General features: G+C 55.5%; 29 protein-coding genes and 3 pseudogenes. 18 read left to right on the top strand and 14 right to left on the bottom strand.

Features of this window, described 5'->3' with window-relative positions:
• Window positions 1-126: 126 nt before the first annotated feature.
• Both ACYZT8_RS17475 and ACYZT8_RS17480 read right to left on the bottom strand, forming a co-directional pair.
• The gene (locus ACYZT8_RS17475; RefSeq protein ID WP_461982518.1) at window positions 127-792 is read right to left on the bottom strand and encodes a TIGR02466 family protein; all 666 of its coding nucleotides are present in this window, start codon (window positions 790-792) and stop codon (window positions 127-129) included.
• 210 nt (window positions 793-1,002) lie between these two features.
• A complete protein-coding gene (locus ACYZT8_RS17480) occupies window positions 1,003-1,599 on the bottom strand; it encodes an eCIS core domain-containing protein (protein ID WP_461974549.1) in 597 nt (198 codons plus the stop codon).
• Window positions 1,600-1,708: 109 nt separating this feature from the next.
• On the opposite strand from ACYZT8_RS17480, the pseudogene ACYZT8_RS17485 reads away from it, so the two are divergent.
• The 4 genes and pseudogenes from ACYZT8_RS17485 to ACYZT8_RS17500 all read left to right on the top strand — a co-directional run.
• Window positions 1,709-1,927 (top strand): annotated as a pseudogene (locus ACYZT8_RS17485) (cupin); the annotation flags it as partial.
• 40 nt (window positions 1,928-1,967) lie between these two features.
• A complete protein-coding gene (locus ACYZT8_RS17490; protein WP_461974551.1) occupies window positions 1,968-2,246 on the top strand; it encodes a hypothetical protein in 279 nt (92 codons plus the stop codon).
• A gap of 157 nt (window positions 2,247-2,403) precedes the next feature.
• Window positions 2,404-2,703 (top strand): hypothetical protein, encoded by a 300-nt coding sequence (locus ACYZT8_RS17495; RefSeq protein ID WP_461974553.1) that lies wholly within the window; start codon window positions 2,404-2,406, stop codon window positions 2,701-2,703.
• Between the two features lie 488 nt (window positions 2,704-3,191).
• Window positions 3,192-3,701 (top strand): YkgB family protein, encoded by a 510-nt coding sequence (locus tag ACYZT8_RS17500; protein WP_461974555.1) that lies wholly within the window; start codon window positions 3,192-3,194, stop codon window positions 3,699-3,701.
• Window positions 3,702-3,747: 46 nt separating this feature from the next.
• Here the strand turns inward: ACYZT8_RS17500 and ACYZT8_RS17505 are convergent, their stop codons facing one another.
• The 4 genes from ACYZT8_RS17505 to ACYZT8_RS17520 form a co-directional block, all read right to left on the bottom strand.
• Window positions 3,748-4,593 carry a helix-turn-helix transcriptional regulator gene (locus tag ACYZT8_RS17505; protein WP_461974557.1) on the bottom strand — a complete coding sequence of 282 codons (846 nt, stop codon included), beginning with the start codon at window positions 4,591-4,593 and terminating at the stop codon, window positions 3,748-3,750.
• 86 nt (window positions 4,594-4,679) lie between these two features.
• A complete protein-coding gene (locus ACYZT8_RS17510; RefSeq protein ID WP_461974559.1) occupies window positions 4,680-6,353 on the bottom strand; it encodes a tetratricopeptide repeat protein in 1,674 nt (557 codons plus the stop codon).
• A 237-nt stretch (window positions 6,354-6,590) separates the two neighbouring features.
• Window positions 6,591-7,250 carry a DUF2931 family protein gene (locus ACYZT8_RS17515; RefSeq protein WP_461974561.1) on the bottom strand — a complete coding sequence of 220 codons (660 nt, stop codon included), beginning with the start codon at window positions 7,248-7,250 and terminating at the stop codon, window positions 6,591-6,593.
• Window positions 7,250-8,797: a T6SS phospholipase effector Tle1-like catalytic domain-containing protein gene (locus ACYZT8_RS17520; protein WP_461982520.1), complete on the bottom strand. Its 1,548-nt coding sequence runs from the start codon at window positions 8,795-8,797 to the stop codon at window positions 7,250-7,252. The genes ACYZT8_RS17515 and ACYZT8_RS17520 overlap by 1 nt, the downstream gene beginning before the upstream one ends.
• A gap of 218 nt (window positions 8,798-9,015) precedes the next feature.
• Here ACYZT8_RS17520 and ACYZT8_RS17525 point away from each other — a divergent pair.
• Together ACYZT8_RS17525 and ACYZT8_RS17530 are read left to right on the top strand one after the other, a co-directional pair.
• A pseudogene (locus ACYZT8_RS17525) lies at window positions 9,016-9,219 on the top strand (phage infection protein); the annotation flags it as partial.
• 200 nt (window positions 9,220-9,419) lie between these two features.
• Complete coding sequence (locus ACYZT8_RS17530) at window positions 9,420-9,821, top strand: RidA family protein (protein ID WP_461974563.1); 402 nt, start codon at window positions 9,420-9,422, stop codon at window positions 9,819-9,821.
• A 3-nt stretch (window positions 9,822-9,824) separates the two neighbouring features.
• On the opposite strand, the gene ACYZT8_RS17535 is transcribed toward ACYZT8_RS17530, so the two are convergent.
• A complete protein-coding gene (locus ACYZT8_RS17535; protein ID WP_461974565.1) occupies window positions 9,825-10,730 on the bottom strand; it encodes a LysR family transcriptional regulator in 906 nt (301 codons plus the stop codon).
• A gap of 192 nt (window positions 10,731-10,922) precedes the next feature.
• Between ACYZT8_RS17535 and ACYZT8_RS17540 the strand changes: the two genes are divergently transcribed.
• The 4 genes from ACYZT8_RS17540 to ACYZT8_RS17555 all read left to right on the top strand — a co-directional run bounded on the left by ACYZT8_RS17540 (window position 10,923) and on the right by ACYZT8_RS17555 (window position 14,123).
• Window positions 10,923-11,495 carry a chorismate mutase gene (locus tag ACYZT8_RS17540; protein WP_461974567.1) on the top strand — a complete coding sequence of 191 codons (573 nt, stop codon included), beginning with the start codon at window positions 10,923-10,925 and terminating at the stop codon, window positions 11,493-11,495.
• A gap of 131 nt (window positions 11,496-11,626) precedes the next feature.
• Window positions 11,627-12,067, top strand: a complete 441-nt coding sequence (locus ACYZT8_RS17545) for a phage infection protein (protein ID WP_461974569.1) — start codon at window positions 11,627-11,629, stop codon at window positions 12,065-12,067.
• Window positions 12,068-12,197: 130 nt separating this feature from the next.
• The gene (locus tag ACYZT8_RS17550) at window positions 12,198-13,529 is read left to right on the top strand and encodes an IS4 family transposase (RefSeq protein ID WP_461974571.1); all 1,332 of its coding nucleotides are present in this window, start codon (window positions 12,198-12,200) and stop codon (window positions 13,527-13,529) included.
• 165 nt (window positions 13,530-13,694) lie between these two features.
• On the top strand, window positions 13,695-14,123 hold the full coding sequence (locus ACYZT8_RS17555) for a nuclear transport factor 2 family protein (RefSeq protein WP_461974573.1): 429 nt from the start codon (window positions 13,695-13,697) through the stop codon (window positions 14,121-14,123).
• A gap of 69 nt (window positions 14,124-14,192) precedes the next feature.
• On the opposite strand, the pseudogene ACYZT8_RS17560 reads toward ACYZT8_RS17555, so the two are convergent.
• Window positions 14,193-14,363, bottom strand: a pseudogene (locus ACYZT8_RS17560) (Lrp/AsnC ligand binding domain-containing protein); the annotation flags it as partial.
• A gap of 145 nt (window positions 14,364-14,508) precedes the next feature.
• On the opposite strand from ACYZT8_RS17560, the gene ahr reads away from it, so the two are divergent.
• Both ahr and ACYZT8_RS17570 read left to right on the top strand, forming a co-directional pair.
• Entirely contained in the window at window positions 14,509-15,540 is a 1,032-nt protein-coding gene (gene ahr, locus ACYZT8_RS17565) for an NADPH-dependent aldehyde reductase Ahr (protein ID WP_461974575.1), read from the top strand.
• A gap of 85 nt (window positions 15,541-15,625) precedes the next feature.
• Window positions 15,626-16,078, top strand: coding sequence for a hypothetical protein (locus ACYZT8_RS17570; RefSeq protein ID WP_461974577.1), 453 nt, complete (start codon window positions 15,626-15,628; stop codon window positions 16,076-16,078).
• Between the two features lie 133 nt (window positions 16,079-16,211).
• On the opposite strand, the gene ACYZT8_RS17575 is transcribed toward ACYZT8_RS17570, so the two are convergent.
• Both ACYZT8_RS17575 and ACYZT8_RS17580 read right to left on the bottom strand, forming a co-directional pair.
• Complete coding sequence (locus ACYZT8_RS17575; RefSeq protein ID WP_461974579.1) at window positions 16,212-17,417, bottom strand: epoxide hydrolase family protein; 1,206 nt, start codon at window positions 17,415-17,417, stop codon at window positions 16,212-16,214.
• A 104-nt stretch (window positions 17,418-17,521) separates the two neighbouring features.
• Complete coding sequence (locus ACYZT8_RS17580) at window positions 17,522-17,974, bottom strand: Ohr family peroxiredoxin (protein ID WP_461974581.1); 453 nt, start codon at window positions 17,972-17,974, stop codon at window positions 17,522-17,524.
• 346 nt (window positions 17,975-18,320) lie between these two features.
• Here ACYZT8_RS17580 and ACYZT8_RS17585 point away from each other — a divergent pair, with 346 nt between their 5' ends.
• The 3 genes from ACYZT8_RS17585 to ACYZT8_RS17595 all read left to right on the top strand — a co-directional run bounded on the left by ACYZT8_RS17585 (window position 18,321) and on the right by ACYZT8_RS17595 (window position 20,548).
• Entirely contained in the window at window positions 18,321-19,238 is a 918-nt protein-coding gene (locus tag ACYZT8_RS17585; protein WP_461974583.1) for a LysR substrate-binding domain-containing protein, read from the top strand.
• Window positions 19,239-19,607: 369 nt separating this feature from the next.
• Entirely contained in the window at window positions 19,608-20,303 is a 696-nt protein-coding gene (locus tag ACYZT8_RS17590; protein WP_461974585.1) for a tRNA (adenine(22)-N(1))-methyltransferase, read from the top strand.
• Window positions 20,304-20,386: 83 nt separating this feature from the next.
• Window positions 20,387-20,548 carry a DUF2986 domain-containing protein gene (locus tag ACYZT8_RS17595; protein WP_461954647.1) on the top strand — a complete coding sequence of 54 codons (162 nt, stop codon included), beginning with the start codon at window positions 20,387-20,389 and terminating at the stop codon, window positions 20,546-20,548.
• 16 nt (window positions 20,549-20,564) lie between these two features.
• Here the strand turns inward: ACYZT8_RS17595 and ACYZT8_RS17600 are convergent, their stop codons facing one another.
• A complete protein-coding gene (locus ACYZT8_RS17600) occupies window positions 20,565-21,491 on the bottom strand; it encodes a Gfo/Idh/MocA family protein (RefSeq protein WP_461974587.1) in 927 nt (308 codons plus the stop codon).
• A 195-nt stretch (window positions 21,492-21,686) separates the two neighbouring features.
• Here ACYZT8_RS17600 and ACYZT8_RS17605 point away from each other — a divergent pair, with 195 nt between their 5' ends.
• On the top strand, window positions 21,687-22,268 hold the full coding sequence (locus ACYZT8_RS17605) for a hypothetical protein (RefSeq protein ID WP_461974589.1): 582 nt from the start codon (window positions 21,687-21,689) through the stop codon (window positions 22,266-22,268).
• A gap of 766 nt (window positions 22,269-23,034) precedes the next feature.
• Here ACYZT8_RS17605 and ACYZT8_RS17610 read toward each other — a convergent pair.
• Window positions 23,035-23,670 (bottom strand): NAD(P)H-dependent oxidoreductase, encoded by a 636-nt coding sequence (locus ACYZT8_RS17610; RefSeq protein WP_461974591.1) that lies wholly within the window; start codon window positions 23,668-23,670, stop codon window positions 23,035-23,037.
• Window positions 23,671-23,762: 92 nt separating this feature from the next.
• On the opposite strand from ACYZT8_RS17610, the gene ACYZT8_RS17615 reads away from it, so the two are divergent.
• Complete coding sequence (locus ACYZT8_RS17615) at window positions 23,763-24,422, top strand: TetR/AcrR family transcriptional regulator (RefSeq protein WP_461974593.1); 660 nt, start codon at window positions 23,763-23,765, stop codon at window positions 24,420-24,422.
• Between the two features lie 206 nt (window positions 24,423-24,628).
• On the opposite strand, the gene ACYZT8_RS17620 is transcribed toward ACYZT8_RS17615, so the two are convergent.
• Both ACYZT8_RS17620 and ACYZT8_RS17625 read right to left on the bottom strand, forming a co-directional pair.
• On the bottom strand, window positions 24,629-24,808 hold the full coding sequence (locus ACYZT8_RS17620) for a DUF1214 domain-containing protein (protein WP_461974595.1): 180 nt from the start codon (window positions 24,806-24,808) through the stop codon (window positions 24,629-24,631).
• Between the two features lie 25 nt (window positions 24,809-24,833).
• Window positions 24,834-25,400: a hypothetical protein gene (locus ACYZT8_RS17625; protein WP_461974597.1), complete on the bottom strand. Its 567-nt coding sequence runs from the start codon at window positions 25,398-25,400 to the stop codon at window positions 24,834-24,836.
• Between the two features lie 528 nt (window positions 25,401-25,928).
• Here ACYZT8_RS17625 and ACYZT8_RS17630 point away from each other — a divergent pair.
• A complete protein-coding gene (locus ACYZT8_RS17630; protein WP_461954655.1) occupies window positions 25,929-26,177 on the top strand; it encodes a hypothetical protein in 249 nt (82 codons plus the stop codon).
• Window positions 26,178-26,413 lie beyond the last annotated feature (236 nt).

The following is a 26,413-nucleotide window of genomic DNA, read 5'->3' on the forward strand; positions in this document are numbered from 1 at the left end:
TGTCTTTTCTTGCGGAAGGGTTAAAACTGGCTAATAAAGGTCAGTCGTGCCTAGTTGCAATCGTACAATAGCGCTCATTTAGATGTTTCCTGGAAGTTAGCGGCGATTCAAGTAAATCGAATCTCTTTAAACGCCAAAGTTAAACGCAATAGAGATTCGCGGTCTCGTTCCTTCAAAACGTCGCACTGAATGCATCAGCCACGACGGAAACATGATGAATGTTCCACTTCTGGCGGCAAAAGTACTACTAAAGCCGGCAGTAAGGCAGTCTTCGACTCTCATTCGCAGAGCAGGATTGTATGTTGACGCAACCATACCGCGCGGGTCTGCAAACTCCAGATCACCTCCAACTGTCGGGTCGTCCTCTCGGCCGCCGGCGTCGACCCAGTAAACCCCTGACCAGAACGCACCAGGGTGCCCATGAAGTGAATTGCTGTGGCCTGCCTCATTTACATTTGCCCAGGCGTTGAGTTTCCACGCGAAACCGGGCTCGGTTAACCCGTATTGTTCGCTATGAACTGCCGTCAGTTGAATGGCGAACTCCGTGGCAAACTTCACCAACGCATCGCAGGCGTCCTCTCCCCATTCAGGGAAATCGTTCGCGGATTGCCAGCCGCCGTCATTGCTACGCTGCGCGCCGCTGCGATCTTGCGCCATACGCGTTTTGACAATAGCTTTCAGCTCAGCATTAAGTCTTTCTGCGTCGGGGTACTGGATACTGGCCAGGGGGGTTGTGAATAGCCGTCGAATCTTTATCAGTTCAGGATCTACTGGATTGTTGCTCGACTGCATTGCGCTTTTTCCAAGTTGTTCTAGTTGCAAAAAACTATACCGGTTGGAATAGATAGCTGATGTAAACCTTTGTGAAAAACCTTGTAATTCTCCATCACCGTAAAGCCGAGCGATTGTCGAGTGTGACCATTATCAAATGGCCAGAAGCCGTCAATCAAAGCCACGAGCCTTGTTGCTGTAGGGGCGCTCCTGAACAGGCCCCGCAATCATTCAGAAAGTCCCTTCCCGCACCCACCGTCTGACTTCGGCCTGTACGGCATAAGCCGGCGCCTCCACCGCATTGAAATCCTGTGTATACCGCTGGGCAAACCCTTCTACCCCCCATTCCTGATACTGCTGCACATGCTTGAGTTCGTGAGCCCAGAGCGCCACGTTCTCTTCAGCGGTTTGCGCATCCCGGAAGAGGATGATGTCAATCAGCGTCACGGCACCGACATCGGGGTTTTGCAATATGGCAGTGGCAGCACTGAACTGACCGTCGTTGCTGACTTTGTAGCGCGCGGTATCGAGAACGCCGGGGTCGTACCAGCGCAGCAGTTGCTCCCGGATGTTCGGTGGAATGGGTTGAGTTCCGGCGACGGCTGCTTCGGCGCGGGCTTGGGTCAGCCACAGTGCCAGGGCAGGTGACGCGATCTGGTAGATGTCATCAGGCAAGGGGCCGAGCAGCGGTCCCACGTCTGGCAGGCAGATGCAGTCGTCCAGGCACACTTGTTTCTCGCCAGTCGGACAGGCGCTGTCCTGGGCTGGCACTTCAAGCGTCAGGCAAAGAACAAACAGCGCCACCAGGCGCGTAGTGATGGGCGGCATGGGGCGCTCCAGGGGCGGACGCAGCGCGAACATCGGGTCGCAATTGATCGACGACCCGCATAGTTTTAGCGTAGTCCCGAGCAGCCCCCTCAGCGTGGTGGTCCGCCTTGTATTGCTACTGCCTGCTGGCATCGGCCACTGTAATTTGGACTCCCGCGAAAACTTTCTGGTCGTCGGTGCTTATCCACCGGGTCAGCATGCCGATATCTGCCGCGAGGTACCCAACGAGGCTCAACTGGCGAGCATCGCCACACTGGCGTTTCCCGACCAAGACCCGGGGCAAGGTTTTCAGGGCGCCGGACATCAGTATTGGGCTAGCCAGCGTTGAGCGGCAACTGGCGAGCCGGCCCCATAGACATTAGCTTCCCGTGCTGAACCTGCCTCACGCCGCTTATCAAATTTCCCTGCTCGTCCGCATCGTTTATACGTCGGCTCAAGCATCGATGAAAGACCTGTCGGGCAAAGGCAAGGCGATTCCCGTCTTCGCCGACGACGCCCAGGCCCGAGAACTCGGTGCCCGGTTAGTGCGCGACGCCGGATTTGTGCCGGTGCTTTTCCCGCTGGCGCGAGCCAATGAAGGTTTACCGGGCGGCCCGCTCAGCGGCGTCTGGAGTGACGCCGAACTCAAGCAACGGCTGGGTCCTTAGCAAGCAATCCCGGTTTATCGATCGCTTCATCTGCAACACTCTTGCTGCTTACACAGTGCATCGACCGGTTGAATCCACAGCGAAAGCCCAACACCGTCTAATCTAATAGGACACAACCACAATCACGCCTCCAGCCTCTTGATACAGGGGAAATGGGATGACCATTAAAACAGCGCGGCAATGCTCGTCATGGGTCATACCCTCCCTGCTCGCCATCAACCTGGCGCTGATCGCGGGATGTGCAGGCAAAACTGCCACGACTCGCTATGCGACCTCAAGCGTGGGCTCAAGCTGCTACGCAAAAGCGCTACCCACGGCTGGCGAAGGTGGCCTTGCCTGGGGCAACACCCTGAGCATGGCTCGCAAAAAATCGATGGATAATTGCATCCGCTATGCCGGCCGATCCGGTGGCACGCCAAATACCTGCCAGGTGGTGTTGGCGGAGTGCAGGAATTGATAGAGCGCCAGCCAAGTGGGCCGTTCAGTTCACGGTGGGTAGCAGCATACGGACGAAGTCACGTCGTGTGGCGGAGGACGCCCGTTCCACCCGTTAAAGAACGGTAATAAGGCGGACGTCCACATCAGGAAAAATCGAACAAAAACGGGGGATGAAATCGGTCTTCGAACTTACGCAAACCCGAGGAACGACAGGACAACCACGACGACCACTACTAACCCGACGATGTAGATGATGTTGTTCATGAAACCCACCTCTCAACCAGAATAGGACTGCGGCACGAGGGCTTACAACTACACGGTAGTGCACCTTTGCTTGCAATTCCATTCAGTCGCCCTCCACTTACAAGGCCAGCAGTGAGTCAAGACGATCTGCACAGTTCTCAATACGTTCAGAAGCCACGAGCGTGGGATCAAAGGCAACACTGTGTCCAATCCCAACGTAAAGCGCGCTGGGTCTGAATCCCCACACTATTGGAAGCCTGAATCATGACTACCTTGAACATTGAGAACGACAAAACGAATGGCATCTCGCAGAAAGTTTCGCTCGGGGTTAGAACCACAGCGATCGGCACCTATGGTGCTTATGTCGCTCTTGCCATCATTTACTTCTGGTTTGGCGGCATGAAATTTACGCACTATGAAGCCGAGGGCCTGGTTCCGCTGGTGAGCAACAGCCCTTTCCTGGGTTGGGTTTACAACATTTTCAGTGTCGATACGTTCTCCAGTTTGCTTGGTGTCCTGGAGGTCTCGATCGGTGTTCTTATTGCAGGCCGCCTGCTGTCGCCGAAGCTGTCATTGATCGGCGGGGCGTTGTCCGCCGGATTGTTTTTCACGACCTTGAGCTTTATGTTTTCGACACCCGGCGTGATTGAACCCGGCCTCGGTTTCCCCGCCATTTCGGTTGCGCCAGGACAGTTTCTCTTGAAAGACATCGGGTTGCTGGCCGTTTCCATCTTCGTCGCCGGCCATTCTCTGACTGCGCTGGAATCCCGCTAAACCGATGATGTGTCCTCCTGGAATGGCCTGAAACAGCTCGATGGTTTCAGGCCATTTCCCCTTCACCCTCTCCTGCCGAATCCTTCATCCAATCCCGGGGGCTGCAGCCCGTCTTGCGACGAAACGCACGAGCAAGCGCCGAAGGACTTTCATAACCGACCTCGGCGGCAATCAGCGTGATCGGTCGCCCTTCACGCAGACGCTTCTGCGCCAGACTGATACGCCAACTCAACAGATAATCTGCCGGTGTCTGTCCGATAACGGTCCGAAAATGCACGGCATAGGCTGCGCGCGACATGTTCGACTCGCTCGCAAGCCCCGCAATCGACCAGGGACGATGAGGTGCGTTGTGTATCTGTACCAGAGAGCGCGCCAGTCGCGAGTCGGCCAGCCCGGCCATCATTCCGGTACGCAACTGGTGGTGGTCGAGCAGATGTCGAATCAACAGGATGATCAGCAGTTCGAACAAGCGATCCAGCGCGGCTTCCCTGCCACAGTGTTCGCCCGCTGCCTCAACGAACATCCATCTCAACGTATCGGCCAGCAGCGGCAATTCATCCAGGGGCAGCACCAGCAAATCGGGTAACGAAGCCGACAACGGGTTATCGATACCGCCCTCAAACTCCATTGACGCGCACAGGAGTTGCGCCCCTTCGGGTTCACCGGCAAACAGTTGATGCCGGCGTGGGCGTGGCAGAAAAATCAGACTGGGCCGGGTCAGCAACAAGTCCTTGCGATCGAGCCCCAGCAACGTGACGGCACCGGCCTGAAGCAGATGAATATGACCGCGCTGGTCAGCGCCATCGTATGCCGCCATGCCGCAAAGCTTGCCGTTGTAGAAAAGATTGGCGCGCACGCCGAACTGCGACAACAGGGTAGACAGGCGATCCATGGGTGATCTCTTGGCGAGATGTAGATACGCTGCAGCATATCACCCACGGTTTGCGGTTCTATTGGGCTCATTCTCCATGCGGCGCATCACGTACAGCACCGCTCCCCAACCCGGCAAAAACACGATGCCGTGATTTCCACATCAGCCCGGGCCATTGCCAGGTCGAGTCGAGTCTTGGTAGCCGCGGCTTCAGCGTCCCGCCCCAGGCGTTTCAGGCATTCCACATAACCGTGAAGGCTCCACACATTGTCCAGATGCCAGGACGCGCGGCTGAGTGTGTTATCCATTCCGAGATCGGCCCGATAGGCGTGCAAGGCTTCTTCTACCCTGGCCTGTTCCAGAAGCAGCGCGCCCAATGCATGCCGGACCGGTTGCATCCAGCCCCATGGCTCGTCATAAGGCAGGTTGTCGTCCAATGCCAACGCCTCGCGCAAGTGCGCAAACGCGCGGTCGTGGTTGCCTTTGCGGTACTCGATTTCCCCGCGCAGCATGGCATCGGCGACCGCCAATATGTCGAGGCAGGTGTTGTTGAAAATATAACGTGTTGGCGGCACTCGGCTCAGGGCATTGATGAAGAGTTGCTGTTCGGTTTCTGCGGCGGCGACATGCCCGCAAGCCGCGTGCGCCACGCCTCTGGCGTAATGCAGCATCGCGGTGGTCACGCAGTAAAGTGCCTGGTCATTGGGCAGCGGCGTGGCGAGTATGTCCTGCCATTTGCCGAAGCGGATCTGCACGTGGACCTTCATCGACACGAAGCCTTCCAGCCAGTCGGCCATGGGCGGCTGCTCCACGCGCAGCAGCTCTTCCTTGATGGTCGCGATCAGTTGATCGGCGGCCTCCAGGGCCGGCTGGTACTGCCCGAGGAACATCGCCGAATAGAGTTTGAAGTGGTAGTTGTGGCTTCGATACAGGGTGTAGAAATTGATGGGTCCTTCCTGCTGCAGGTATTTGCTGTCGGCCTGGATCGCCCGGCTGTTGGTGATCATGGCCCCACGGTAATCGCCGCAGAGCACATCGATGTGCGACGGCATATGGCGCAGATGCCCGGCGTCCGGCACCAGATCACGCAGGACGTCGCCGGCGCGCAACGCCCGTTCCGGGTAAGGCGACATTTCAAGGGTGTGGACGTACATGTGCAGCACACCCGGGTGCGGCGCATCGCCGTGCTGCTCCATCCGCCGCAGCGCCTTCTCCAGCACGGCCACCGCTTCCAGTGTGTCGGCGCCCGGTGCCGGCGCACCGGTTTTCAGGTCCCATAATTGCCAGGGCGTGCGGTCGATCAGCGCTTCGGCAAACAGCGCAACGACGTCCAGATCATCAGGGAAGGATTTGTAGACGTCGCGCATGGCCGCCGCGTAGGCGTCGTTCCAGGCGAAGAGTTGCTCAAGGCTGGCCGCTTCATCAGCCTGATAGCGTTTATCCAGCGCCCGGATCAGCGCCTGCTCCACCGGTCTTGCGCCGTCGATATGTGCCAGCGCGGTGTGCGTCGCAAGCCGGGCGCGGGCCACGGCTTCTTTCAACTCTTGCTCTATGAACGCATCCCAACGCTTGTTGTAGTTGGGGCCCGAGGCGTAGGCAATGCCCCAGTGAGCCATCGCGCAACCGCTGTCATGTTCGATTGCCTTGTGGAAACAGCGAATGGATTCGTCGTGATTGTAGCCGTAGCACCAGATCAGACCTCGATCGAACCAAAGTTGAGCCTGGGACGAATGGGTCGTTACCGGGCGGCTGTAGGTGCCTAAATCGTAATAGTCGTGCATCGATTTATCCTCTCGATCAGAGCATGAAACCTCGCAGGAAATGCTTACGGACGGGGATGGATGAAGCGGGCTGATTTCCTGGAGACCGTTGATAGCTGAGGAGTTAAAGCATACCCCTGCGGTCCTGGCTGAGCGGTGCAGCCGACGACAGGTTTGCCCCGCACGGTCATCTGGGACTGTGGAGTAAATGAAAACGGGCTCCAGTGAGGTGCCCGTTATTTGTTGGTGTGTCGGGTTTTACCAACTGCCGTAAGGGATGCCGTATTTCTCGATGTAGCGCTTGGATTTCTCGCTGACTGGGTACGCATATTTCCCTTGGGTCTTGCCCTGACTCGGCCCTAACGGCTCAATCTCAGCTTGAGCACGGGCGACCTTGATTGTTTTCAAACATTGGTCCTCTACCCACACTTGAACAATTCCGCCAGGCGCCAAACCTACATAAACCGCGGCCCTGTAATTGGCAGTCTCCAGTGGTCTTGTCGGGCAACGCTTGTTCACAGATGCGTGCATGATCTGACGCGCTTCTTCGGGAATATCGACCCACGCATGATAGGTTTGCGGTTCGACGATCGACTGCCAACGTACGTATATGCGTTTAGGCAAATCCGCCCCAACAACTCCGCGAATACTCCCGCCGATGTGCTCGCCCCATCCACGCGCCGCTTCGGTCCCGTTCTCGGGCTCTCCACCAGACGCCCGGCCTCCACCAGTGCGGTTGAACAACTTCCCGTTAATGTCTTCAACAGCGCTGTCTTCCACCCAAACCTTCATATAGAACGGTTCGTTGAAACTGAGACTCCACCATGGGTTCTTCGGATCGTCCGAACCCGATAGTGGCTCATTTGCCTGACAGCCTATTGCCAGCAATGCTCCCAATAAGATTACGATTGATCGCATCAAAATAATCTCCAACTTGGGTCAGCAATATGAGGGTGGCGCACGCGAACGCCGTCATCCGTTGGAGCATTGGTATAGCGGATATTCGGGCCGCGTTCGCGGCTACCACCAATGGGGTTGTTCCAGTTAGCAGACATGTGGATGTACTTCAGCCTCAGCAATTTCTCCTCTTCTGGCGATGGTTTGTACTGGCCTGCGAGGACGTTGTCACAAAAAGGTTGAAGCTCTGATGGGACCGTGTAAGCAGGAGTTTCCGGAATATCATCAAACTGAACACCCTTCTCTTTCGCCAGCTTGTGCATCAAGCGCAGAGATACTACCGACAGCTTTCCACTCACCGATCTCTTCAGTTGCAAGCCTGCATAAGCTCTGAGTTTTTTGACAGCCATTCGATCTTGCTCCGCCACCGGTAACTCAGATGGTGTGGGAGTGACAATCTCCAGCATTGTGTCTGGCCAGCCTTTGGCGATCCACTTGGCTTTTTCTTGAAGAGCATCTCGATAAATGGAGGTGGTACGAATGTCTTCACCTTTATCTATTGTGAGAGCCTGCATTGGGCTCACCAATACGCATTCCTCAACCTCCTCACGATAACCACCACCAATGTCAGAATGCACACCCGGCAGGGGAATTTCCGGATGCGCCGGAACGACGCTGCTCAAAGCAAAATTCGCACGTTTTTCGTCACGAGCCGTCAATTGAACGACATCGGTGAAATATTTGCGATCCAGGTAAAGGTTAATGCCGGGAGCAACCGGGCTTTTGATATCGCCCATGTTTGTGAAACCAGCAACTGAGGGAACAGTATCAAACAGTCCAACAAAACCCATGATGATTTCACTGTTGTATTGGCTCCCAAAACTGGCGCTGAATCCCTTAGGATTGCTTCGCAACACATCTCCCAATGGCCCCTGCTTACAACGAACGACTTCATTTGCAAAATGCCTTGCTGCAGCAGCTCCGCGACTGAATCCGAATGTGTCAAAGGTGAGCGAAGTGATTTCACTGTCGGGGTTACTTTCAACTACCCGTTTGACCAGGTTTTTCAGATCGGCAAACGCTTGCTGCACCTTACTCGCTACACCGGTTGCGCCCCGTCCACTGGCCGCGTTAAGAAGGCTGTCTTCGGCTCCGGAATTGGTGCCTATCCCTTCAACATAGAGGCTGCGCACCGCCAGTTTGACTGAACCCTCACCTATGACATCTTTCGATTCAGGGTAGAGATCAAACAGCTTGGAGACATTACTGACATCATTCCCATAACTCCCTTCAGGATCTGCCATATAAGGCTTACAACTCGCATCAACATCCGCTGGCTGGATTGGATGATGCGCGCCGCAAAGCAGCCCCGAAGCCGAGTTGCCGGCATTGTTCAGCGTCCCGTCAAAGAACACCCCAATGCGCAGCGCGACCCTGACTTTTTCTTTCGCCGGCGCCGGTGCCTTGCCGTATTTCTCGTATTCCGCCCAGCGTCGGGCATGGATATCGACGGGTTTGGCTTCGTCGTATCGGTAGTTTTTCGGGGGATTGGGGACGTATCCACTCATTCCTTGATCACCTGGCTCCTTGGTACAGCGGGCGCTGAGGGTGCCACTGTGGATCCAATCAAGCAACGCGTAGCCAGAGGCCATCACCCGATGGAATTGAGCTTCGGCCATCCATTGTCGACATCGATAGTCACCATCAACTCAATGAAGTTCTCATAAAATATCCGCGGCGTAAGATCGGCTCCATACCAAACAACTACACCCCGGAGCACACCCTCATGAAACGCCAAATCCTTCTCAGCATCGCTTTCTCGGTTTTCGCAGTTAACGCTTTCGCCGCTTCCTCTGCTCACCCGGTTGTCGCTGAAGGCGGCTCGGATCGTCTGATTGAAAGTCGTGTGGCTGAAGGTGGTTCGGATCGTCTGATCGAGAATCGCGTCGCTGAAGGTGGTTCCGACCGTCTGCTCGAAAGCCGCGCTGCATAAATGAATGGCTTCACCGCAATACTCAACGAAAAGCCCGGCCTAATCAGCCGGGCTTTTTCGTGCACAACCGCAAACCCGCTATCCACACACATGGATAGTCATGACAGCTTTAACGGCTATTGATCCTCTATTCAGTCTATTAGCATCAACCACAGATAGAAGCCTCTATCGACCATCGAACTGAACAGAGGAACACAATGAACAAGCCCGAGTTTTTTGTTACGCCCGGTTATGGCGAAACCCTGCTCAACGCTTTGCATTACTCGCAAGCTTTAAAAATTGGTGATCGAGTGGAGACATCAGGCCAGGGCGGTTGGGATGACGATCTGCAGATTCCCGAATCTATCGAGGACGAGATTGCTCTGGCATTTCGCAATTTGGAAAGAACCTTGGCGACGGCGGGTGCCACTTGGGAGCATGTGGTCCACGTCAATTCTTACCATGTCGGAGGATTCCCCCCGATAGTCAACGAGACGATGGCCAGGCTGTACCGCCATTACATGCCCAACCATGCCCCCATCTGGACACAGCTCGGGGTCGCTGCGCTTGGTCTCCCAACGATGCGCATTGAAATCCGCGTGACCGCCATTGTTCCTTGAGTCTCAATGGATGGACGGCTCTTCCCGGAATGTCTGAATCACCCAATCGATGAAAACCTTTAACCGGGCATTTTGATGTCGATTGGGTGGATAGAGGACATGAAACTGCAGGGCGGGCCGAGACCAGTCTTCCAAAACGGCAACTAACTCGCCGGCGTCCAGATACGGCTGAACAACGCGCGTGAAGTGCTGCCCGATGCCCAGTCCCGCGAGCATCATTTCTTTAAGGCCGTTACCGTCATTGGTCGAAAATTCGCAGCCACCGATTTCGTATCGATGAGTGCCGTTGTTGAAAATCAAGGGTTCCGGTTTACCCGTCGCGGCAAAGAAGTAGCCTGCCTGGACATGGTTAGTCTGGAGATCGATCGGGGAAGCAGGCGTACCCATGCGTTCGAGGTAAGCGGGAGTCGCGCAGGTGACGTATTGAAGGTCGACGATCTTGCGCCCGATCATCGTCATGTCCTCCAGTTCTCCGGCACGAATGACGCAATCCACGCCCTCGCCGACGATATTTACTGGCCGGTCGCTGATACCTAAAGCAATGGTGATATCGGGATACTCGCGATGAAAATCAGGCAATGCGGGTATCAGCAGGCAATTGGCAAATGAGGCTGGCGCATCGATCCTCAAGTGTCCGCTTGGCTTAAGCTTTTTACCCCGTGCGGCGGTGTCCACTGCGTCCAGTTCGGCAATCAGACGCATCGCATGACTGTAGTATTCCAGCCCATCCGAAGTAGCGGCGACCGCACGGGTGGTTCGATGCATCAGCTTGATGCCAAGATGCTTTTCGAGGTCGGTTATCAACTTGCTGACCGTCGACCGTGGAAGCGCCAACTGGTCTGCAGCGCGGCTGAAAGAGCCTGTTTCGACAACACGTACAAATGCACGCATTGCTAAAAGTTGGTTCACTGTGATCTACCCGCCTCATGATGAACATGCAGCCTTACTGTCCATGAATCTGCACAGTGCTGACTGAAATCAGTATATTTGTTCTGCATTTCAGTCTAACTCAGTGGGCGCTCCAAGCGTTGTATGCTTGGCGTCCACCTGTAATACCCAACTCCTGAATTTGTAAGTCCTGAGTCTGATGAGGTTTTGTTTATGCCCTGCTTCCCACATATCCCGCAGCTGCTGACCTGCGCCCTGGTCGGTTTACTCGCTGGCGGCGCACAGGCGAACACGCCCGCCCCGGTGCCCGACAGTTTGCAACCGCTGCTGGTGACAATGAACGAGCGCCTGAACATTGGTGATCTCGTGGCGCTGACCAAGTGGGACAGTGGCAAGCCGATCCAGGACAGCGCCCGCGAAGCGCAAGTCATCGCCAATGCCAGGAAAATGGCCGTTAAACGAAAGCTGGACCCGGAACAGGTCGCCGAGCTGATCGCCGCACAGATCGAAGCCAACAAGCTCGTGCAGTACGGGCTGGTCGCTAATTGGCGGGCGGCCGGCAAGGCGCCTGACACCCCGCGGCCGGACCTTGCCAAGCAGATCCGCCCACAGCTGGATGAGCTGCAAAACCGTCTGTTGCAGCAATACGCCGACTTCGCGCCCTACCGCAAAGACCCGAACTGCCCGACATGGCTGGGCGAGGCACGAGCCGGCCTGATCAAGGACCAACTGCATGGTCAGGCGTTGATACGCGCTACCGGGGAGTTGTGTGTCGCGGATCAGTGACAGGGCGATGTCCGTTCGGTGCAGCCATTGACTGCGTCAATAGTCACCATTAACTCAATGAAGTTCTCTTAAAAACTCCGGGGCGTAACATCGCGTCCATACCAAACAACTACACCCCGGAGCACACCCTCATGAAACGCCAAATCCTTCTCAGCATTGCTTTCTCGGTTTTTGCAGTTAACGCTTTCGCCGCTACCTCTGCTCACCCGGTTGTTGCTGAGGGTGGTTCGGATCGTCTGATCGAAAACCGCGTCGCTGAAGGTGGTTCCGACCGTCTGATCGAAAACCGCGTTGCCGAAGGTGGTTCTGATCGTCTGATCGAAAACCGCGTCGCTGAAGGTGGCTCCGACCGTTTGATCGAAAACCGCGTCGCTGAAGGTGGCTCCGACCGCTTGATCGAAAACCGCGTCGCTGAAGGTGGCTCCGACCGCTTGATCGAAAACCGCGTCGCTGAAGGTGGTTCTGATCGCCTGATCGAAAACCGCGTCGCTGAAGGTGGCTCGGATCGTCTGATCGAAAACCGCGTTGCCGAAGGTGGCTCGGATCGCCTGATCGAAAACCGCGTTGCCTGAATGAATGGCTTTACAGCGGTACCCAACAAAAAGCCCGGCCTAATCAGCCTAATGCTGTTCACTTAAGTATTTGAGTCCAAGCCGGGCTTATCCGAAAATCCGATGCCAGACTTCTGGCATCGGATTTTTTATGTCTGTTCAACAAGATCTGCTCGACCTCGGCGACCTTTTCAACTTCTGTGACCTGAGTACTTTCACCCAAAACATTCCCATCGAGTGGGTAGCGTCTGCGCTGGATCTTTCCAGTCAGGCGACCATTCGCCGACGTCGCCTGCCCGCTGACCAAGTGCTCTGGTTGGTGCTCGGCATGGCGTTGTTTCGTGACGAGCCGGTTCATGAGGTGGCCAGACGTTTGAACATCTGCGCTCAAGGCCTGGCCACCGACCACTTATTGGCCCGCAGTGGTGTAACCGAGGCGCGCAAGCGACTCGGTGCCGATCCTGTTGAGTGGTTATTCCGCAAGACCGGGACCCAATGGGGGGCGGAGCGCTATGACGACGATGCCTGGCATGATCTGCAGGTATTCGCGGTGGACGGTGCACTTTTGCGTACTCCGGATACGCCCGAGCTTCGAGATCACTTCGGGTCGGGAAACACTCCAAGCGACCGCCAGACGCCGTTTCCGATGCTGCGCCTGGTGGCCCTGATGAATGTGCGTTCGCACGTGATCATGGATGCTCAATTGAGCCCTTATCGACGCAGTGAAATGCGCTTGGCCGACGAATTTTTGCAGCAGATCCCCGACCACTCGGTGACGCTGTTCGACAAAGGTTTCTGGGGTGCCGAGCTGCTGTCGAGCCTGAGCGGAGCAGGCATCAACCGTCATTGGTTGATCCCGGCAAAAAAAGGACTGATCTGCGAGGAAGTGGCCCGTTACAGCCAGTACGACCGTTTAGTGCGTATGAAAGTCTCGCCGCAGGCCAGAAAGCGAAACCCGGATCTTCCAACGCACTGGGAAGTACGCGAAGTCAGTTATGAAATTAAAGGCAAGGTGAAGACCGTCATGACGTCGTTGCCGGCCAAGATCTACAACACTCAAGCCGTTGCCAAACTTTACCAGGAGCGTTGGGAAATCGAGTTGGGCTTCAGAGACATCAAGAGTTCGATGCAACAGAACGCGATGACCTTGCGCAGTAAAAAAGTCGAGCTGGTCTATCAGGAAGTGTGGGGGCTTTTGCTGGCTTACAACGTGATTCGTCGAGAGGCCAGTCAGGCGGCGGTGACGTTTGGCCGGGCTCCCTCGGACATCCGTTTCAAACCCGTTTGTCAGTACATCGCCGTGCAACTGATCGTGATGGCGGCGGCTAATCCGATTTCAGCCACAGGAAGACGCTTGGCTGAGTTGAGAGCAGGGATAGGGGGATTGTTTCTGGATCACCGCCCAAGGCCTTCGAGGCCAAGGACAGTGAAAATTTCAAAAACCCGGTTTCCAGTGGACCGTAAGGCTGCTCCGCTTAAGTGAACAGCATTAGGCCTAATCAGCCGGGCTTTTTCGTGAGCTACTTTTTAGTTCATCCATATAGCCGCCGTTCGATCTTGGCGGCACTATTGAAGACTTGCGGCAGGACAACGCCGCATGCGCAACACTGAAGCGTTTTACAGAACAACAAAAATACAGGAGTTGAAAATGTCTGAACTGAAACTGCATCCCAACGCCGCAAAGTCCTTGAACCAATGGCACGACATGATCCTCAAGGGCAACTTGAGCGCCCTGCCCGAGTTGTTGGACCCACAGGCGCTGTTTCGCTCGCCCATGGCTCACAAGCCTTACCCGGGAGCACCCGTGGTCTCGATGATTCTCAACACGGTCATCAAGGTGTTTGAGGATTTTACCTACCACCGCGAACTGTCGACCGCCGACGGCTTGAGCGTAGTCCTGGAGTTCAGTGCCAAAGTCAGCGGTAAAGAGCTGAAGGGCATCGACATGATCCGGTTCAATGAACAAGGAAAAATCGTCGAGTTCGAGGTGATGGTCCGCCCATTCAGTGCCTTGCAAGCCTTGGGCGAGCAAATGGGACAACGCCTTGGCCCGTATCTGGCGGCCAGCAAGGCCTGATTACACCGCATCGTTCTGGGCGAGGTGCTGCCGGGGCCGACAGGAAACCCGAGCACCTCGCCCTCACCATCACAGCGGAAGCGGCCTGTCCTGAATGACCCGCTTCATGACGAGTGTGGAAGTAAGCCGTTGCACATTGGGTAACGTCGAAAGGCTGTCATCGTAAAGCCTCTGGAACGCCGGAAGGTCCTGGGTAACGACGTGCAGCAGATAATCCGGCTCCCCGAACAACCTCTGTGCAGGTCCGCGATGTACTTTGAATTCGCCTGGGCCGCACCCGGTCATCGGCCACCGTAACGCCAGCAAGCAACCCGCTACACTCTTCTTGCTCCGCTGCGACACCCAAGCAGCCAAACACCTGTGTCTCCTGATCTGGAGGTATCCCATGAGCGATAGCACCGAAGTCACGTCCTTCTCCGGCTGGGCCGCAACGGCGGCCGGCGCGCCATTGGAGCGTTACAGCTACAAACCCGGTCCATTGGGGGATGAGGAGGTGGAAGTCACCGTGGAATATTGCGGCGTCTGCCACTCCGACCTGTCGATGATCGATAACGAATGGGGCGTCAGCCACTACCCGTTCATGCCTGGTCACGAGGTGGTCGGCAGCATTGTGCGAGTGGGCGCGCAGGTACGCGGGCTTGAAGTGGGACAACGGGTGGGCATTGGTTGGTACAAGGGCAGTTGCATGCATTGTTCATCGTGCATTGGCGGCGATCACCATCTGTGCGGCACCGCCAAACCGACCATTATCGGGAGCAATGGAGGCTTTGCTGATCGCCTGCGTTCACACTGGGCCTGGGCGCTGGCGATACCGGGCGAACTCGACCCATCGAAGGCCGGGCCGCTGTTCTGCGCCGGCTCGACGGTGTTTAATCCGCTGGTGGAATTCGGCATCAAACCCACTGACCGGGTCGGTGTGGTGGGCATCGGCGGCCTCGGTCATCTGGCACTGCGCTTCCTGAATGCCTGGGGCTGCGAGGTCACGGCGTTTACCTCGTCGTTGGACAAGACCGACGAAGCCCGACGCCTGGGCGCGCACAACGTCATCGCCTCGACCGACAGCGACGCGCTGAACGCCATTGCCGGCACCCTGGATTTCCTGCTGGTGACCGCCAACGCCAACCTCGACTGGACGGCCATGCTTGCCACCCTGCGCGGCAAGGGTCGCCTGCACTTTGTCGGCATCGTGCCCGACGCCATTCCCGTGCATGTGTTCAACCTGATTCCCCAACAAAAAACCTTGTCCGCCTCGCCGGTCGGTTCACCGAGTAATACGGCAACCATGCTGGAATTCTGCGCACGTCATCAGATCCTGCCGCAGGTCGAGCTCTTTCCCATGAGCCGGGTCAACGACGCCATCGATCACCTGCGTAGCGGCAAGGCGCGTTACCGCGTTGTGCTGGATGCGAGTAAATAACGGACTGGCGTTGATATGGAAAACCAGACACCTGAGCCTCACCGCATCGTCTGGTCTGCTTGCAGTTCTTACGCAGGAGTTGGCAATGAACTTCAGATACTCACTTGCAGCCCTAATGATCGCCGCCAGCCTCTTTGGCTGCACCACTTCATCAGACCATGGCGTATCTGTCACGTTGGTTGCCACCCGGCAGAACACCGGGCAGATCGGCAATGTCACGCTGACAAGCTGGGACAAACAAACCGGACTCAGCTTCTTCATCAGTGGTGCTCCAAGCGGAGCGACTCTGCCCTTGCGTCTCTACTCTTTCATCCATAAAGGCAGCTGCCAGCAACCCGGGCCAGTCGCCTTTGCAATGAATGACAAGGTCAACACCACGCGCGAAGCCGTACGCGGCTGGTCGTTCTCAAGAAGCGCACCGATCGCACTGCAAGATCTGCTTGCCGGTGACTATTACATCCTCGTGCGAACGGCCCCGGAGAGTGGCAACGTCGATATTTTTTGCGGCGATATCAAGCAAGGAGGCGCAGCGAAGTAGCCAGAGCCTGGCGTCGCACCCGAGCCGTAGGGATGTGCGATTCGGATCGCTTTCACGCGTGACGATCAACGATCCGAACCGAGCCTTCCTGATCACTGCAACATCAGGTCTTCGATGCTTGTGGGCTTGTCACTTACCGCAGCGACTTGAATCCGGCGCGGACTTCCTGCGAGAAAAGCGCCGGCTGCTCCCACGCAGCAAAGTGCCCGCCTTTGGGAAGCCTGTTGTAATGCACAAGTTTGGGATAGGCCTGCTCCGACCAACTTTTTGGCGCCGCATACAGTTCATCAGGGAACACGCTAACCGCGACCGGGATGTTGACGCCCTTGACGACGAAGAATGTCGACTTGTTCTCCCAGTAAAGCCGCCCCGAGGAAACGGCTGTTTTGGTCAGCCAGAACAGCGTGATGTTGTCGAGGACGTCATCGGGTGTGAGGCCTTCCGGTTGTCCGTCAATGGAACGCGCGATCATCTCGTAACTTTTTGGATCGTGATCAAGCATGAAGGCTGCCAAGCCAACGGGTGAATCATTGAGACCTGTCAGAGACTGAGGCCGGTCGCCCATCATGATCGCGTAGCCGATGTGCTTGTAGGTGTTGGCGAGTTGGTCAGCCGCTTGCTGCTCTTCCGCGGAAAGACCACTGGGCACCGGGTCGCCGCGGAACAACGCCGCATCAAGTTCAGGCGGAATGACGCCAGGCATGTTCGAATGAATACCGATCAAGCCGGGTGGCGCCTTTACAGCCATCAGATCGACAACGATAGAACCCCAATCGCCACCTTGCGCCCCGTACCGGGTGTATCCGAGACGCTTCATCAGTTCGATGTAGGCATCGGCGATACGCTCGGGATTCCAGCCGGCCACGGTCGGTTTCTCCGAAAAGCCGTAACCCGGCATCGATGGAATCACCAGGCTGAACGCATCGGAGGCATTGCCGCCGTGTGCCGTAGGGTCAGTAAGTGGCCCGATAACTTTCATCAACTCGATGATCGAGCCAGGCCAGCCGTGCGCCATCAGTAGCGGCAACGCGTTCTCGTGTTTTGAGCGGACATGGATGAAATGGATGTCCAGACCATCGATATGGGTGATGAAGTTTGGAACTGCGTTTATTTTGGATTCGATTATTCGCCAGTCATATTGGGTCGCCCAGTGTTTGGCCAGTTTCTGGATCGTCGCCAGTTGCACACCTTGCGAGGAGTCATTGACTGTTTCCTTGTCCGGCCATCTCGTTGCTTCGATACGTCTGCGCAACTCTGAAAGTTCTGCCTCTTGGGCACTGAAATGAAAGGGGCGTATTTCAGCTGAAACACTCTTTGTTTTTGTTGGATTATTAGTCATAGCTTCAGTCTTTATTGATAAACCGAGTAACCCTAACGGGGCAGCCGCACAGGTCACTGCCGCAGCGCCGCACAACTTACGTCTGGTTAGAGAAAGTTGTTTGATCACGACGTCTGGACATTAAACGCAACGTCGATGTTGCCGCGTGTCGCCTTCGAGTAGGGGCACATCTGATCCGCAGCATGGGCGACAGCGCAAGCGACCTCATGGGGCAGACCCGGCAGCCGAACATCGAACCGGGCCTGCAGAAGATAAGCGTTCCCGGTTTGACCCAAATCGATCTCGATATCGACGGACACGTCGGCTGGAAGCGTCACCTTCAATTCTTTGGCCGCAAGGCCAACGGCTGCGATGTAGCAGGCCGACCATGCCCCGGCGAACAACTGCTCGGCCGTCGGGTGCGGTTGGGTGGCGGCGAACAAGTGGGCGGTTTTGGCGCTCCCGGGCGTTGAAAGTTCGATGTCGAGGTTGCCGTTGTGCCCGCGCGGGGTGTTGCCGGCGCTGCTCAGGGTGGTGTGAGTCTTGCCGGTCACCAGGACTTTTTCGATGTTGCTCATCAGTGATTCCTTGAAATTTTTATAAGATTTCAGACAGCACAAAAGATACGTAACTATCTGACGGCATTGATTTTATAGGCACGACCAAGGCATGGAGAAGAACGGAAAAACCGATCACCTTCGGCTTTTCCGTCCACCACCGCTCGTCGCCAAGGCGCAACGTCAGCTTTGACTTCATTGGGTCTTTGGGGGAATATTTATACATCGCACGCGATCTAATCGATCGCGATTATAAGCCATTGCCGTTTGGAGACTCAGCCATGAATACCGGAAGCAGCCACACACTGCATATGACTGCCGATCACGCTTCCCATGGCCACAACGGCAACAACTGGATCACTACTTCATGAAGCTAATCCAGCTTCGAGCCTTCTGCTCTGTGGTCGACAGAGGCAGCTTTCGTTCGGCGGCACGGGAACTGGACGCGGCCCAAAGCACATTGACCGAGTCGGTTCAAAGTCTGGAAAGAGAGCTGGGGGTCACCTTGTTGGTGCGCTCCAATCAAGGCATCAGTCTGACCCTGGCCGGCAAGGTATTCCTGACCCGGGCACGCTCGATCATTCTGGATTGTGATCGCGCTGTACAAGACGTACGACAATGGAATGGAGCGTCCGAAGGTCAGATCGCATTGGGTGTCACCGCGGAACCATTGGCGGCGTGCTTGATGCCGGTCTTCATCAGTTTTACCCGCCGATTTCCAAAAGTGCAGCTGCACGTCGCCGGTGGAAAGTCGAAGATGCTGATCGAGATGATTCGCGCTGGCCGGCTCGACTTTGTGATGTGTCCACTGAGCCCCGATGTCTGCGATATCGACCTGCAGATTGAGCGGCTTTACAGCTCGACAGCCAGTGTCATTGCGCGCAAGGGACATCCCATGGCGGAGGCTCGATCAGTGCGAGACCTGGTCGATTGTCAGTGGATCAGCGTCCGGCCGGCTGGCGTTATCGGTAGCGCGGAGAAGCACCTGATCGAGCTGTTCAGGACCCAAGGCTTACCTCCTCCGAAGATCGTGATCACCACCGAATCACTGCTGGAAATCCTGCACATCATTTGCGAGACGGATTACCTGACCATAGAACCCAGCATGCTTCCCGGCATGAAGCTGTTTTGCTCGTCGCTTATCAGCATTTCGATTCGGGAGCCGCTGGAATCAGGTGAGGTGTGCTTGATCAGCCGCCGAGTGTCACCCTTCACCCAAGTCACACAGGAACTGACCAGCATGCTGATTTCGTACTCGCGCTTGCGTCACCGAGCCAAGGGGTGAATACCGCAGGGATTACTTTGACAAATGACGAGGATCGTCACGACTGTCAATGTACTCAAGACCCAGTGGACCAGTTCCATAAACCTGAGAAATATACTCTCCCGATTTCGCCCAATGAAAATGCGGCGTATTAGCCGCGGATGCGCATTTCAGTTGATACGCAATGTAATCAATTCACTACGCTAGTCGTACGTTTCAAACGTCCCGGACTGAGGCAAAAAGAGCTCGGTTTCATTGACGTTTCGAGCATCAGATACGTGTCGAGCCAGGGCCGTGGTCGCAGGAATTTGAAATGCACGGCATTGCTCGACAGAATGGCGCCCCGATCCGCCCAAGGTTCGGGACATTCGTGGTGAAAAGGAACTGCAGTTGAACGAACAGACATTGTCCATGCGCCTGGAGCGCGTGTCGGCGCATGTGCCAGCAGGTGCGCGCCTGGCCGACATAGGCTCGGATCACGGCTACCTTCCCGTGGCATTGATGCGCCGTGGCGCCATCGCGTCGGCGGTGGCCGGCGAAGTGGCATTGACGCCGTTCCACTCGGCCGAACGCACCGTGCGCGAGAGCGGCCTGGAGCAGCAAATCACCGTGCGCCTGGCCAACGGCCTGGCGGCGATCGAGCCGGGAGACGGAATCACGGCGATCAGCATCTGCGGCATGGGCGGCGAGACCATCCGCGACATCCTCGACAGCGGCAAAACTCACCTGAGCGGCCGGGAGCGCCTGATCCTGCAGCCCAACGGCGGCGAGCAGCCGCTGCGCCAATGGCTGATGGAAAATGACTACCGCATCCTCTGCGAGGAACTGCTGCGGGAAAACCGCTTCGACTACGAAATCATCGTCGCCGAGCGCGTCGGACCGGTGATGTACACCGCCGAGGAGCTGTACTTCGGCCCGCTGCAGATGCAGGCGCGCACTCCGGCGTTCCTGGTCAAGTGGCAGCGCATACTGCGTCACAAGCAGCAGACCCTGACCCACTTCGCCCGGGCACGGCAGGCCGTACCCGAGGAGAAGCTGCAGGACGTCGCCCGGCAGGCCCGGTGGATCACCGAGTTGCTGGCTTGAAACGGGTCCAGGTTTTGTACGAACAGTCGCCGAGTGGCGATCAGGCAAGCATCATTCAAGAATTTTCCAGCTGAGCGAAAAACATGAATCGTCAGAAAAAAATAAAGCAGTTGTTAAAGGCTCACGCCAAAAAGGCCAGTGCCAAATTGGCACCGGCAAGCAAGTCCAAATACATCAGTAAAGCGGACCGATTAAAACTGGCTGCTGAATCCAGTGACGACTCAATCATTTCCCCTGAGAGCTGATCTACCCGATCGACCACTAATCGTAGAACGGCTCAACCGACACGCGACTGCCGACAAAAAAACTGTCGGCAACCAGTCGCAGCGGCTGAAGGTCCAGGTCACTGGCTTTGTCGCCAATCAGCTGTTGAAAATGTCGATACACCGCCGCGTACTCGCCCTCCTCCGATACGGCCTGGCGCACGCCGTCGATACTCAGCAGTGCACCACCGTTGTCCAGTCGCAGGACGCCTTCGGTACAACGAATCTCGATGCTCCAGAGCTCGTCATGACCGTGGTCGAAGTCGAACTCCGCGCGGACATCGAGGTGACGCGCGTCAGACATTTTGATGGAAGCGGCAATAGGCGACTGGCAGTTATTAGGGACTCGCAGTTCGGCAGACTCGACAAACAGCGGCAGCGCCAGCAGATGGGTGGCAATCGACAACGCATTGATGCCGGGATCGAAGACGCCCAGACCACCTGGTTGCCAGATCCATGCCTGGCCGGGGTGCCACTTGCGCACGTCTTCCTTCCAGTCGATCTGTACGCTTTGCAGGGTGCGGGAGGCCAGCCAGTCACGGGCGGCTTGGATGCCGGGCGCGTAGCGTGAATGCCAGGCGAACAGACCGCTGACACCTTGCTCCTGTGCCTGACTCACCAATGCCATCGCTTCACCCAACGTGGCGCACGGCGGCTTTTCTACCAACACGTGTTTGCCGGCGGCCAGCGCTTGTTGCACCAGCGCGAAGCGTCCTTGCGGCGGTGTGCAAAACGCAATCGCATCCACGTGCGGGCCGTTTTCGAGCAGCTCGCTCAGGGACCGAAAGTTCTCTACCCCGGCGCAGGGTTGCCCTTGCGTGGCGACAGACACCAACTGGAACGCGGGGTTGGCGTTGATAGCGGGGACGTGTTGATCCTGGGCAATCTTGCCGTAGCCCACCAGACCGAGACGGATCGGTTGCATCAATGACTCCTGATTTTTTGTTTTATCTTGATACGCGAATCGGCAAGACTACGTTTGTGGAACGGGGAAGTCATTGATGACGTGCTTGCGCTCCATCTGGCACGGGAGTTTGAGCACTGGTATCCCAAACGGCCAGAGCGCCACTTTTCCACTGCTATGCTGAGAACATCTGTTTCTGCACTGGGGACGAATAGCATGGCAGCACAAGGCAAGCATTCCCCGTTCACATTCAAGGCTCTGGCCTACTGGGCTGGTATTTTCCTTGTCGCTTGGGCTGCCATGAAGCTGCTCGACACTCACTTCGAGCTGACATTGCTAGCAGATACCACGAGCTGGCTGCTACGTTTTCTGGATTGGCTTTTGCTGGAAACACCCATACCGAATTGGTCGCTGCTGGTGGTTATCGCGATTTTAATCTGTACTCTGTCTGTAGCGATTTACTACGCCCGCTACACGGATGGAGTTTACGGCGAGCTCCATGAGATCGAACGAAAAGTTTACAAAATGAACAACCCTCAGTTTCCACGGCTGACAGATAACCAAACGCTACTAATGGAAGCGTTAGCCTATCATGCAAACTTCAGGAAAATTGCAAACTTAAACTCGGTTTGCAAACTTGTCTCACTCAGTACATTAGAAGTTGAAACCGGCCTAAAGCAACTTCAAGCTAAACGTCTTGTGGAGCAAAAAGTGACGCGGGGTACGTTTGGCGCCACCACTTTTGAACTGACCTTGGCAGGTAAAGATTATGCGCTGGAGCGATTTGAGCTTACTTAATATAGACAAACCGAACGTAGACTAGAGGTACTTTTTTGAGCCGAACAGTTTACCCGCTGGGGTTTTTGGCGAATGGCTTTATGAAGTAAAGCAGTAAGACGCTCTGATACATTCGCTCTTTTTCAGGAGTGAAGACTATGCGAAGTATTATCGCGGCGGAGGCGCTCTTCCTGGCCTTGGGCGGGTGCGCAACATCACCTATGCAGGGTGCTGAAGCGCGGCCAGTGCCGGCCAATCAGATGTAGGCGTTCAAAAGCCAGGGTTCGAAAGATCCGGGACGCCTGACCATGCTCCGTGATGACGGGCTTGTCGGTTCGGGATGTGACGTCGTGTTTTACATAGATGGTCAGCGCGCAGATAGGTCCCGGCCAGAAGACATCTTTCGTTTTGCCTGGCGGTGAAGTGAATCTTGGCACCGGGCTCGCCGAGTCTGGGTTATGTGTGGGTGTCGCGATCAAAACTGTCGCGGCCAACATCAAGCCAGGAAAAGAAGTAATTTACCGAATCAACTGGGATACGCAGGGTTTCTACTTGGGCCCTTACGTTGAATATAGACATTGAACCCAGACAGTTTCGGCTTGTTTCGCACGCCCCCCCTATAGTGAGTGATCGCAAACACCAAAGCGCAAGCGGGCGGCTCGCAACAACTCATCCCAAAACCAGGCAGCCTGTGTCCGCTTCGGGTTGATTGCAGCCCTTCTTGACAGGAAGAAATCGACCCATTGCTGCCTCTCACGAAAGACTGAAATCGGCCAGAAAAGGTCATTCAGGCTTTAGAAAATAAATTTTTACCCTTACTGCTGAATCGCTGGGATGCAGTAAAGAGATTGCGACCGAGGGCTTGCGCTGCGTCCAAATGAGCAGTCGGATCACGCGTTTCCGATTCGAGCAGGAGTTCAGACGTCACGACGCATGCGCCACAATAATCGAAAATTCCATGGTCAATCTGCGTCTTCATGGCATCGGCATAGCCGTGCCGCTCATAGGTTCCCCCGTCGGCTCCGCCGACACCCACAAGATGAACCTGTAGGTGGCGAAGCTTTTTAACCAGCTTGGCATCCGAACTGAAGTCGAACGCCCATCCATTGGCGAACACGCGATCGATCCATCCCTTCAGAAGCGCCGGCATAGACCACCAGTAGACGGGGTAGATCAGCACAAGGGCATCGGTGCGATCAATCCTCGCCTGCTCGGCGGCAACATCGGCGGGGGGCGGCGTCTCCCTGTGATGGACAGCGAGATCAGCCGCGGTGAACCTCGGATCGAATGCTTGCGCCGTGAGGTCCGCAATTTCAAAAGAGTCTCCGGGATCGGCCAGGGATAAGCCCTCAGCAACTTGCGCAGCGAGGCTATGGGTGAGGGACTGGGGATCGTGATGAGCAACAACGATGAGTGCGTGCATGTCGAAAACTCCTGCAACTGATTGAGGGCGAAAGGCGAACCATATATACTTTTGGTAAGTTACGCTCGTTAAGTTACTTTTGGTATATTGTTATGTCAAGCATCGAGACAAGAGAGCAGGACTCCACCCCGCAGCCGCGTCGTCGCATGTCTAGGGAGGAGAGACAACGCCAGCTGCTGGACGTCGCTTGGCGGCTGGTCCGGGAGGAAGGCACGGAGGCCTTGACGCTTGGACGGCTCGCCGAGCAGGCGGGCGTTACAAAGCCCGTGGTTTACGACCATTTCAGCACGCGGCCTGGGCTGCTGGCGGCGCTCTATCAGGAATTCGATGCACGCCAAACAGCACTCATGGACGCTGCGCTTCAGAAGAGCGAACCAACCTTGCTGAGCACGGCTACGGTCATCGCATCGTCTTACGTTGACTGCGTGCTTCTCCAAGGCAACGAGATACCCGGCGTGATCGCGGCTTTGGCCAGCTCACCGGAGCTCGAAAAGATCAAGCGCGAGTACGAAGCGGTCTTCATGAACAAGTGTCGGGTTGCCCTCTCCCCGTTCACCAAAGAGGGTGCTATCGCGCCCGCGGGTCTTCGAGCGATGCTCGGTGCAGCCGAGGCCCTGTCCCATGCCGCCGCAACCGGAGAAATCACACCCGAGCAGGCGCAGGACGAACTCCAGGAAACGATCATCGCAATGGTCAACAGAAGCGCGCGCTGTACTCATGGCCTCGCCGAGGCTTATAGGCTGGGCGACTAGTGAATCGGAATACCAGACAGCAGCTCACGTACGCATCTATCCGATGATCCACAGAACGTCCGAAAAGGGCCGATTTCTGCCCGTCGCGAAGGGCAGAAAACGACCCAAAGCAGCCGCTCAGCATGGATGGAAATTGGCCGAAAGCAACCATTCTCCCAAACCCGCTCCCGGCCCGTCCACTCACCACTGAGCACTTCTGGCTTGGGTCAATAGGTGCGGATGGTCGTCTCAAACTCGCTTTTTGGCGCTGGCAGCCAGTTGGCTTCCTTGTACTTGCCCGGTGAATCGTGCTGGATATACAGCGTCAGCGAGCTATCGGCATTGGCCTTCATGCCTTTGCTGTTCTTGGTGCCAAAAGAATAACTGCCGTTTAATCTATTGTTCACGAAAACAAGATTTATTCTGTTGGGTTTAATTATAGATAAACGTATAGTTCATAATGTAGCTACCTATTTTATTCGTACGGGCACTCACCCATACGAGCTTCATCCCCTGTTTTATATTTTTATCCAAGTCCATGTTGTTCGTGCAAAGCTCAATCCAGCGATGTGTGCTTGGATCTTCGATCCATAGACCTGCCTCGCAATGACCAAATTTCCCCCTGGAAGGCCCGGGGTATCTTATTTCATATGAAGACTTGTAACTAATAATCTCGCCAGGCAGAAGATAGGCAGCGGCGGCATAACTATTGACAGATAAAGCAAATCCTAAGCAAAACCAACCAGCAAAAGAGTTTAAAGCTTGTATTGCCGTCTTGCCCCCAGGGCGCCTATAGAGTGTTCGAGTTGCAGCGATAAGTCCAGTAATGGCACCGATTATCAGGTAGGTTGTCCATTCGGGAATTTCAGGCATTAAAACGGTTCGCGCTGAAATTTTAGAAGCCCAGCCAGCATAATAAAACCATGCGCCAAAAAGCAAAAATACTATCACTGTGACAACTATTCTTTTTGATTTATTCTCAAGTGAGCTGAGTTTCATTTGTTGTATGCTCTGCTTTTTTGACGCTCGAATTAATTGTTAAAGCGTCTTGGAGGATATTGGCGGCGACCAGGTCGTGATAGGGGCCGGCAAACGTCAGGCGTCAAATGTCACTGTTAGCATATCTAACCTGGGCAGTGCGGAACAATTGGATGGCAACAGTTCAGTGATGTCGCAACAAGCCTCGCCGCACTCGCCCAGACGACTGCTGATGAGAAGAATACGCAAATTCTACTTCGGCTGTTGTTTGAGCGTCTGCTTCTGGCCGATATCTGCCTGTTGCGAGGGGGGGGCAGAAATCGGCCAGAAGCGGACATTGGGGTAAAAATATGCACCATGGGTATGCCTACGCTCTAGGCGTAGCTGATGACCCGTTCAAGATGTCCAGCCCTCGGTACCTATCGGTGCATCACCCAAAGTCTATATCGACGCATCAAAAAAATTGAACCGCTTTTAGACACGCTCGCCTAATGATCAGCTTGTGGATAATCCCACAGGCAATTTGCCAATATCGGCATACTCCGAGAGGTGGGCAACGTGGCTAAAGACGAGAAGAAAAGCAAAGGTGAAGCTTCGAAAGCCAGCAAGGAATTGAAAGACAAGAAGTCATCACCGGCAAAGAAATCAGCTGCGGCCTCAGCTCTTTCGAAATCTTCCGAAAAGAAAGACAAGAAAAAAGATGCTGAACCAAAAAAATCTGCAAAAAAAGCTGATAGCAAGCCAGAAAAGGCTAAGAAATCAGAGAAGGCAGAAAAGCCGGCGAAAAAGAAAAAGTGACATCTGCTATCGGCTAGGGCTTTACGCCCTAGCTTCTTCAGGCTGCGTTGCCTTCGATGGTTATCAATAGATAATGCCCAACGCATCGGACACCGATCATGTCTCCTCCTACTATTAGTAAAGGGACATATTAGTAAAGGGACATATTAGTAAAGGGACAGATCTACTATCCGGAAATTTGATAATAGATCTGTCCCATTTTTCTTCCCGTTTTTCATGCAGTTGTGAAGTGCATC

It is taken from the genome of Pseudomonas sp. LB3P93 (assembly GCF_054898025.1).

Bases quoted from the DNA above. Each gene is read 5' to 3' on its own strand.
- ACYZT8_RS17500 (WP_461974555.1), top strand. From the start codon at position 3,192: ATGACTACCTTGAACATTGAGAACGACAAAACGAATGGCATCTCGCAG.
- ACYZT8_RS17540 (WP_461974567.1), top strand. From the start codon at position 10,923: ATGCCCTGCTTCCCACATATCCCGCAGCTGCTGACCTGCGCCCTGGTC.
- ACYZT8_RS17510 (WP_461974559.1), bottom strand. From the start codon at position 6,353: ATGCACGACTATTACGATTTAGGCACCTACAGCCGCCCGGTAACGACC.
- ACYZT8_RS17530 (WP_461974563.1), top strand. From the start codon at position 9,420: ATGAACAAGCCCGAGTTTTTTGTTACGCCCGGTTATGGCGAAACCCTG.
- ACYZT8_RS17575 (WP_461974579.1), bottom strand. From the start codon at position 17,417: ATGACTAATAATCCAACAAAAACAAAGAGTGTTTCAGCTGAAATACGC.
- ACYZT8_RS17545 (WP_461974569.1), top strand. From the start codon at position 11,627: ATGAAACGCCAAATCCTTCTCAGCATTGCTTTCTCGGTTTTTGCAGTT.
- ACYZT8_RS17550 (WP_461974571.1), top strand. From the start codon at position 12,198: ATGTCTGTTCAACAAGATCTGCTCGACCTCGGCGACCTTTTCAACTTC.
- ACYZT8_RS17555 (WP_461974573.1), top strand. From the start codon at position 13,695: ATGTCTGAACTGAAACTGCATCCCAACGCCGCAAAGTCCTTGAACCAA.
- ACYZT8_RS17520 (WP_461982520.1), bottom strand. From the start codon at position 8,797: ATGAGTGGATACGTCCCCAATCCCCCGAAAAACTACCGATACGACGAA.
- ACYZT8_RS17505 (WP_461974557.1), bottom strand. From the start codon at position 4,593: ATGGATCGCCTGTCTACCCTGTTGTCGCAGTTCGGCGTGCGCGCCAAT.
- ACYZT8_RS17615 (WP_461974593.1), top strand. From the start codon at position 23,763: ATGTCAAGCATCGAGACAAGAGAGCAGGACTCCACCCCGCAGCCGCGT.
- ACYZT8_RS17585 (WP_461974583.1), top strand. From the start codon at position 18,321: ATGAAGCTAATCCAGCTTCGAGCCTTCTGCTCTGTGGTCGACAGAGGC.
- ACYZT8_RS17600 (WP_461974587.1), bottom strand. From the start codon at position 21,491: ATGCAACCGATCCGTCTCGGTCTGGTGGGCTACGGCAAGATTGCCCAG.
- ahr (WP_461974575.1), top strand. From the start codon at position 14,509: ATGAGCGATAGCACCGAAGTCACGTCCTTCTCCGGCTGGGCCGCAACG.
- ACYZT8_RS17625 (WP_461974597.1), bottom strand. From the start codon at position 25,400: ATGAAACTCAGCTCACTTGAGAATAAATCAAAAAGAATAGTTGTCACA.
- ACYZT8_RS17475 (WP_461982518.1), bottom strand. From the start codon at position 792: ATGCAGTCGAGCAACAATCCAGTAGATCCTGAACTGATAAAGATTCGA.
- ACYZT8_RS17610 (WP_461974591.1), bottom strand. From the start codon at position 23,670: ATGCACGCACTCATCGTTGTTGCTCATCACGATCCCCAGTCCCTCACC.
- ACYZT8_RS17580 (WP_461974581.1), bottom strand. From the start codon at position 17,974: ATGAGCAACATCGAAAAAGTCCTGGTGACCGGCAAGACTCACACCACC.
- ACYZT8_RS17605 (WP_461974589.1), top strand. From the start codon at position 21,687: ATGGCAGCACAAGGCAAGCATTCCCCGTTCACATTCAAGGCTCTGGCC.
- ACYZT8_RS17570 (WP_461974577.1), top strand. From the start codon at position 15,626: ATGAACTTCAGATACTCACTTGCAGCCCTAATGATCGCCGCCAGCCTC.
- ACYZT8_RS17480 (WP_461974549.1), bottom strand. From the start codon at position 1,599: ATGCCGCCCATCACTACGCGCCTGGTGGCGCTGTTTGTTCTTTGCCTG.
- ACYZT8_RS17495 (WP_461974553.1), top strand. From the start codon at position 2,404: ATGACCATTAAAACAGCGCGGCAATGCTCGTCATGGGTCATACCCTCC.
- ACYZT8_RS17515 (WP_461974561.1), bottom strand. From the start codon at position 7,250: ATGCGATCAATCGTAATCTTATTGGGAGCATTGCTGGCAATAGGCTGT.
- ACYZT8_RS17595 (WP_461954647.1), top strand. From the start codon at position 20,387: ATGAATCGTCAGAAAAAAATAAAGCAGTTGTTAAAGGCTCACGCCAAA.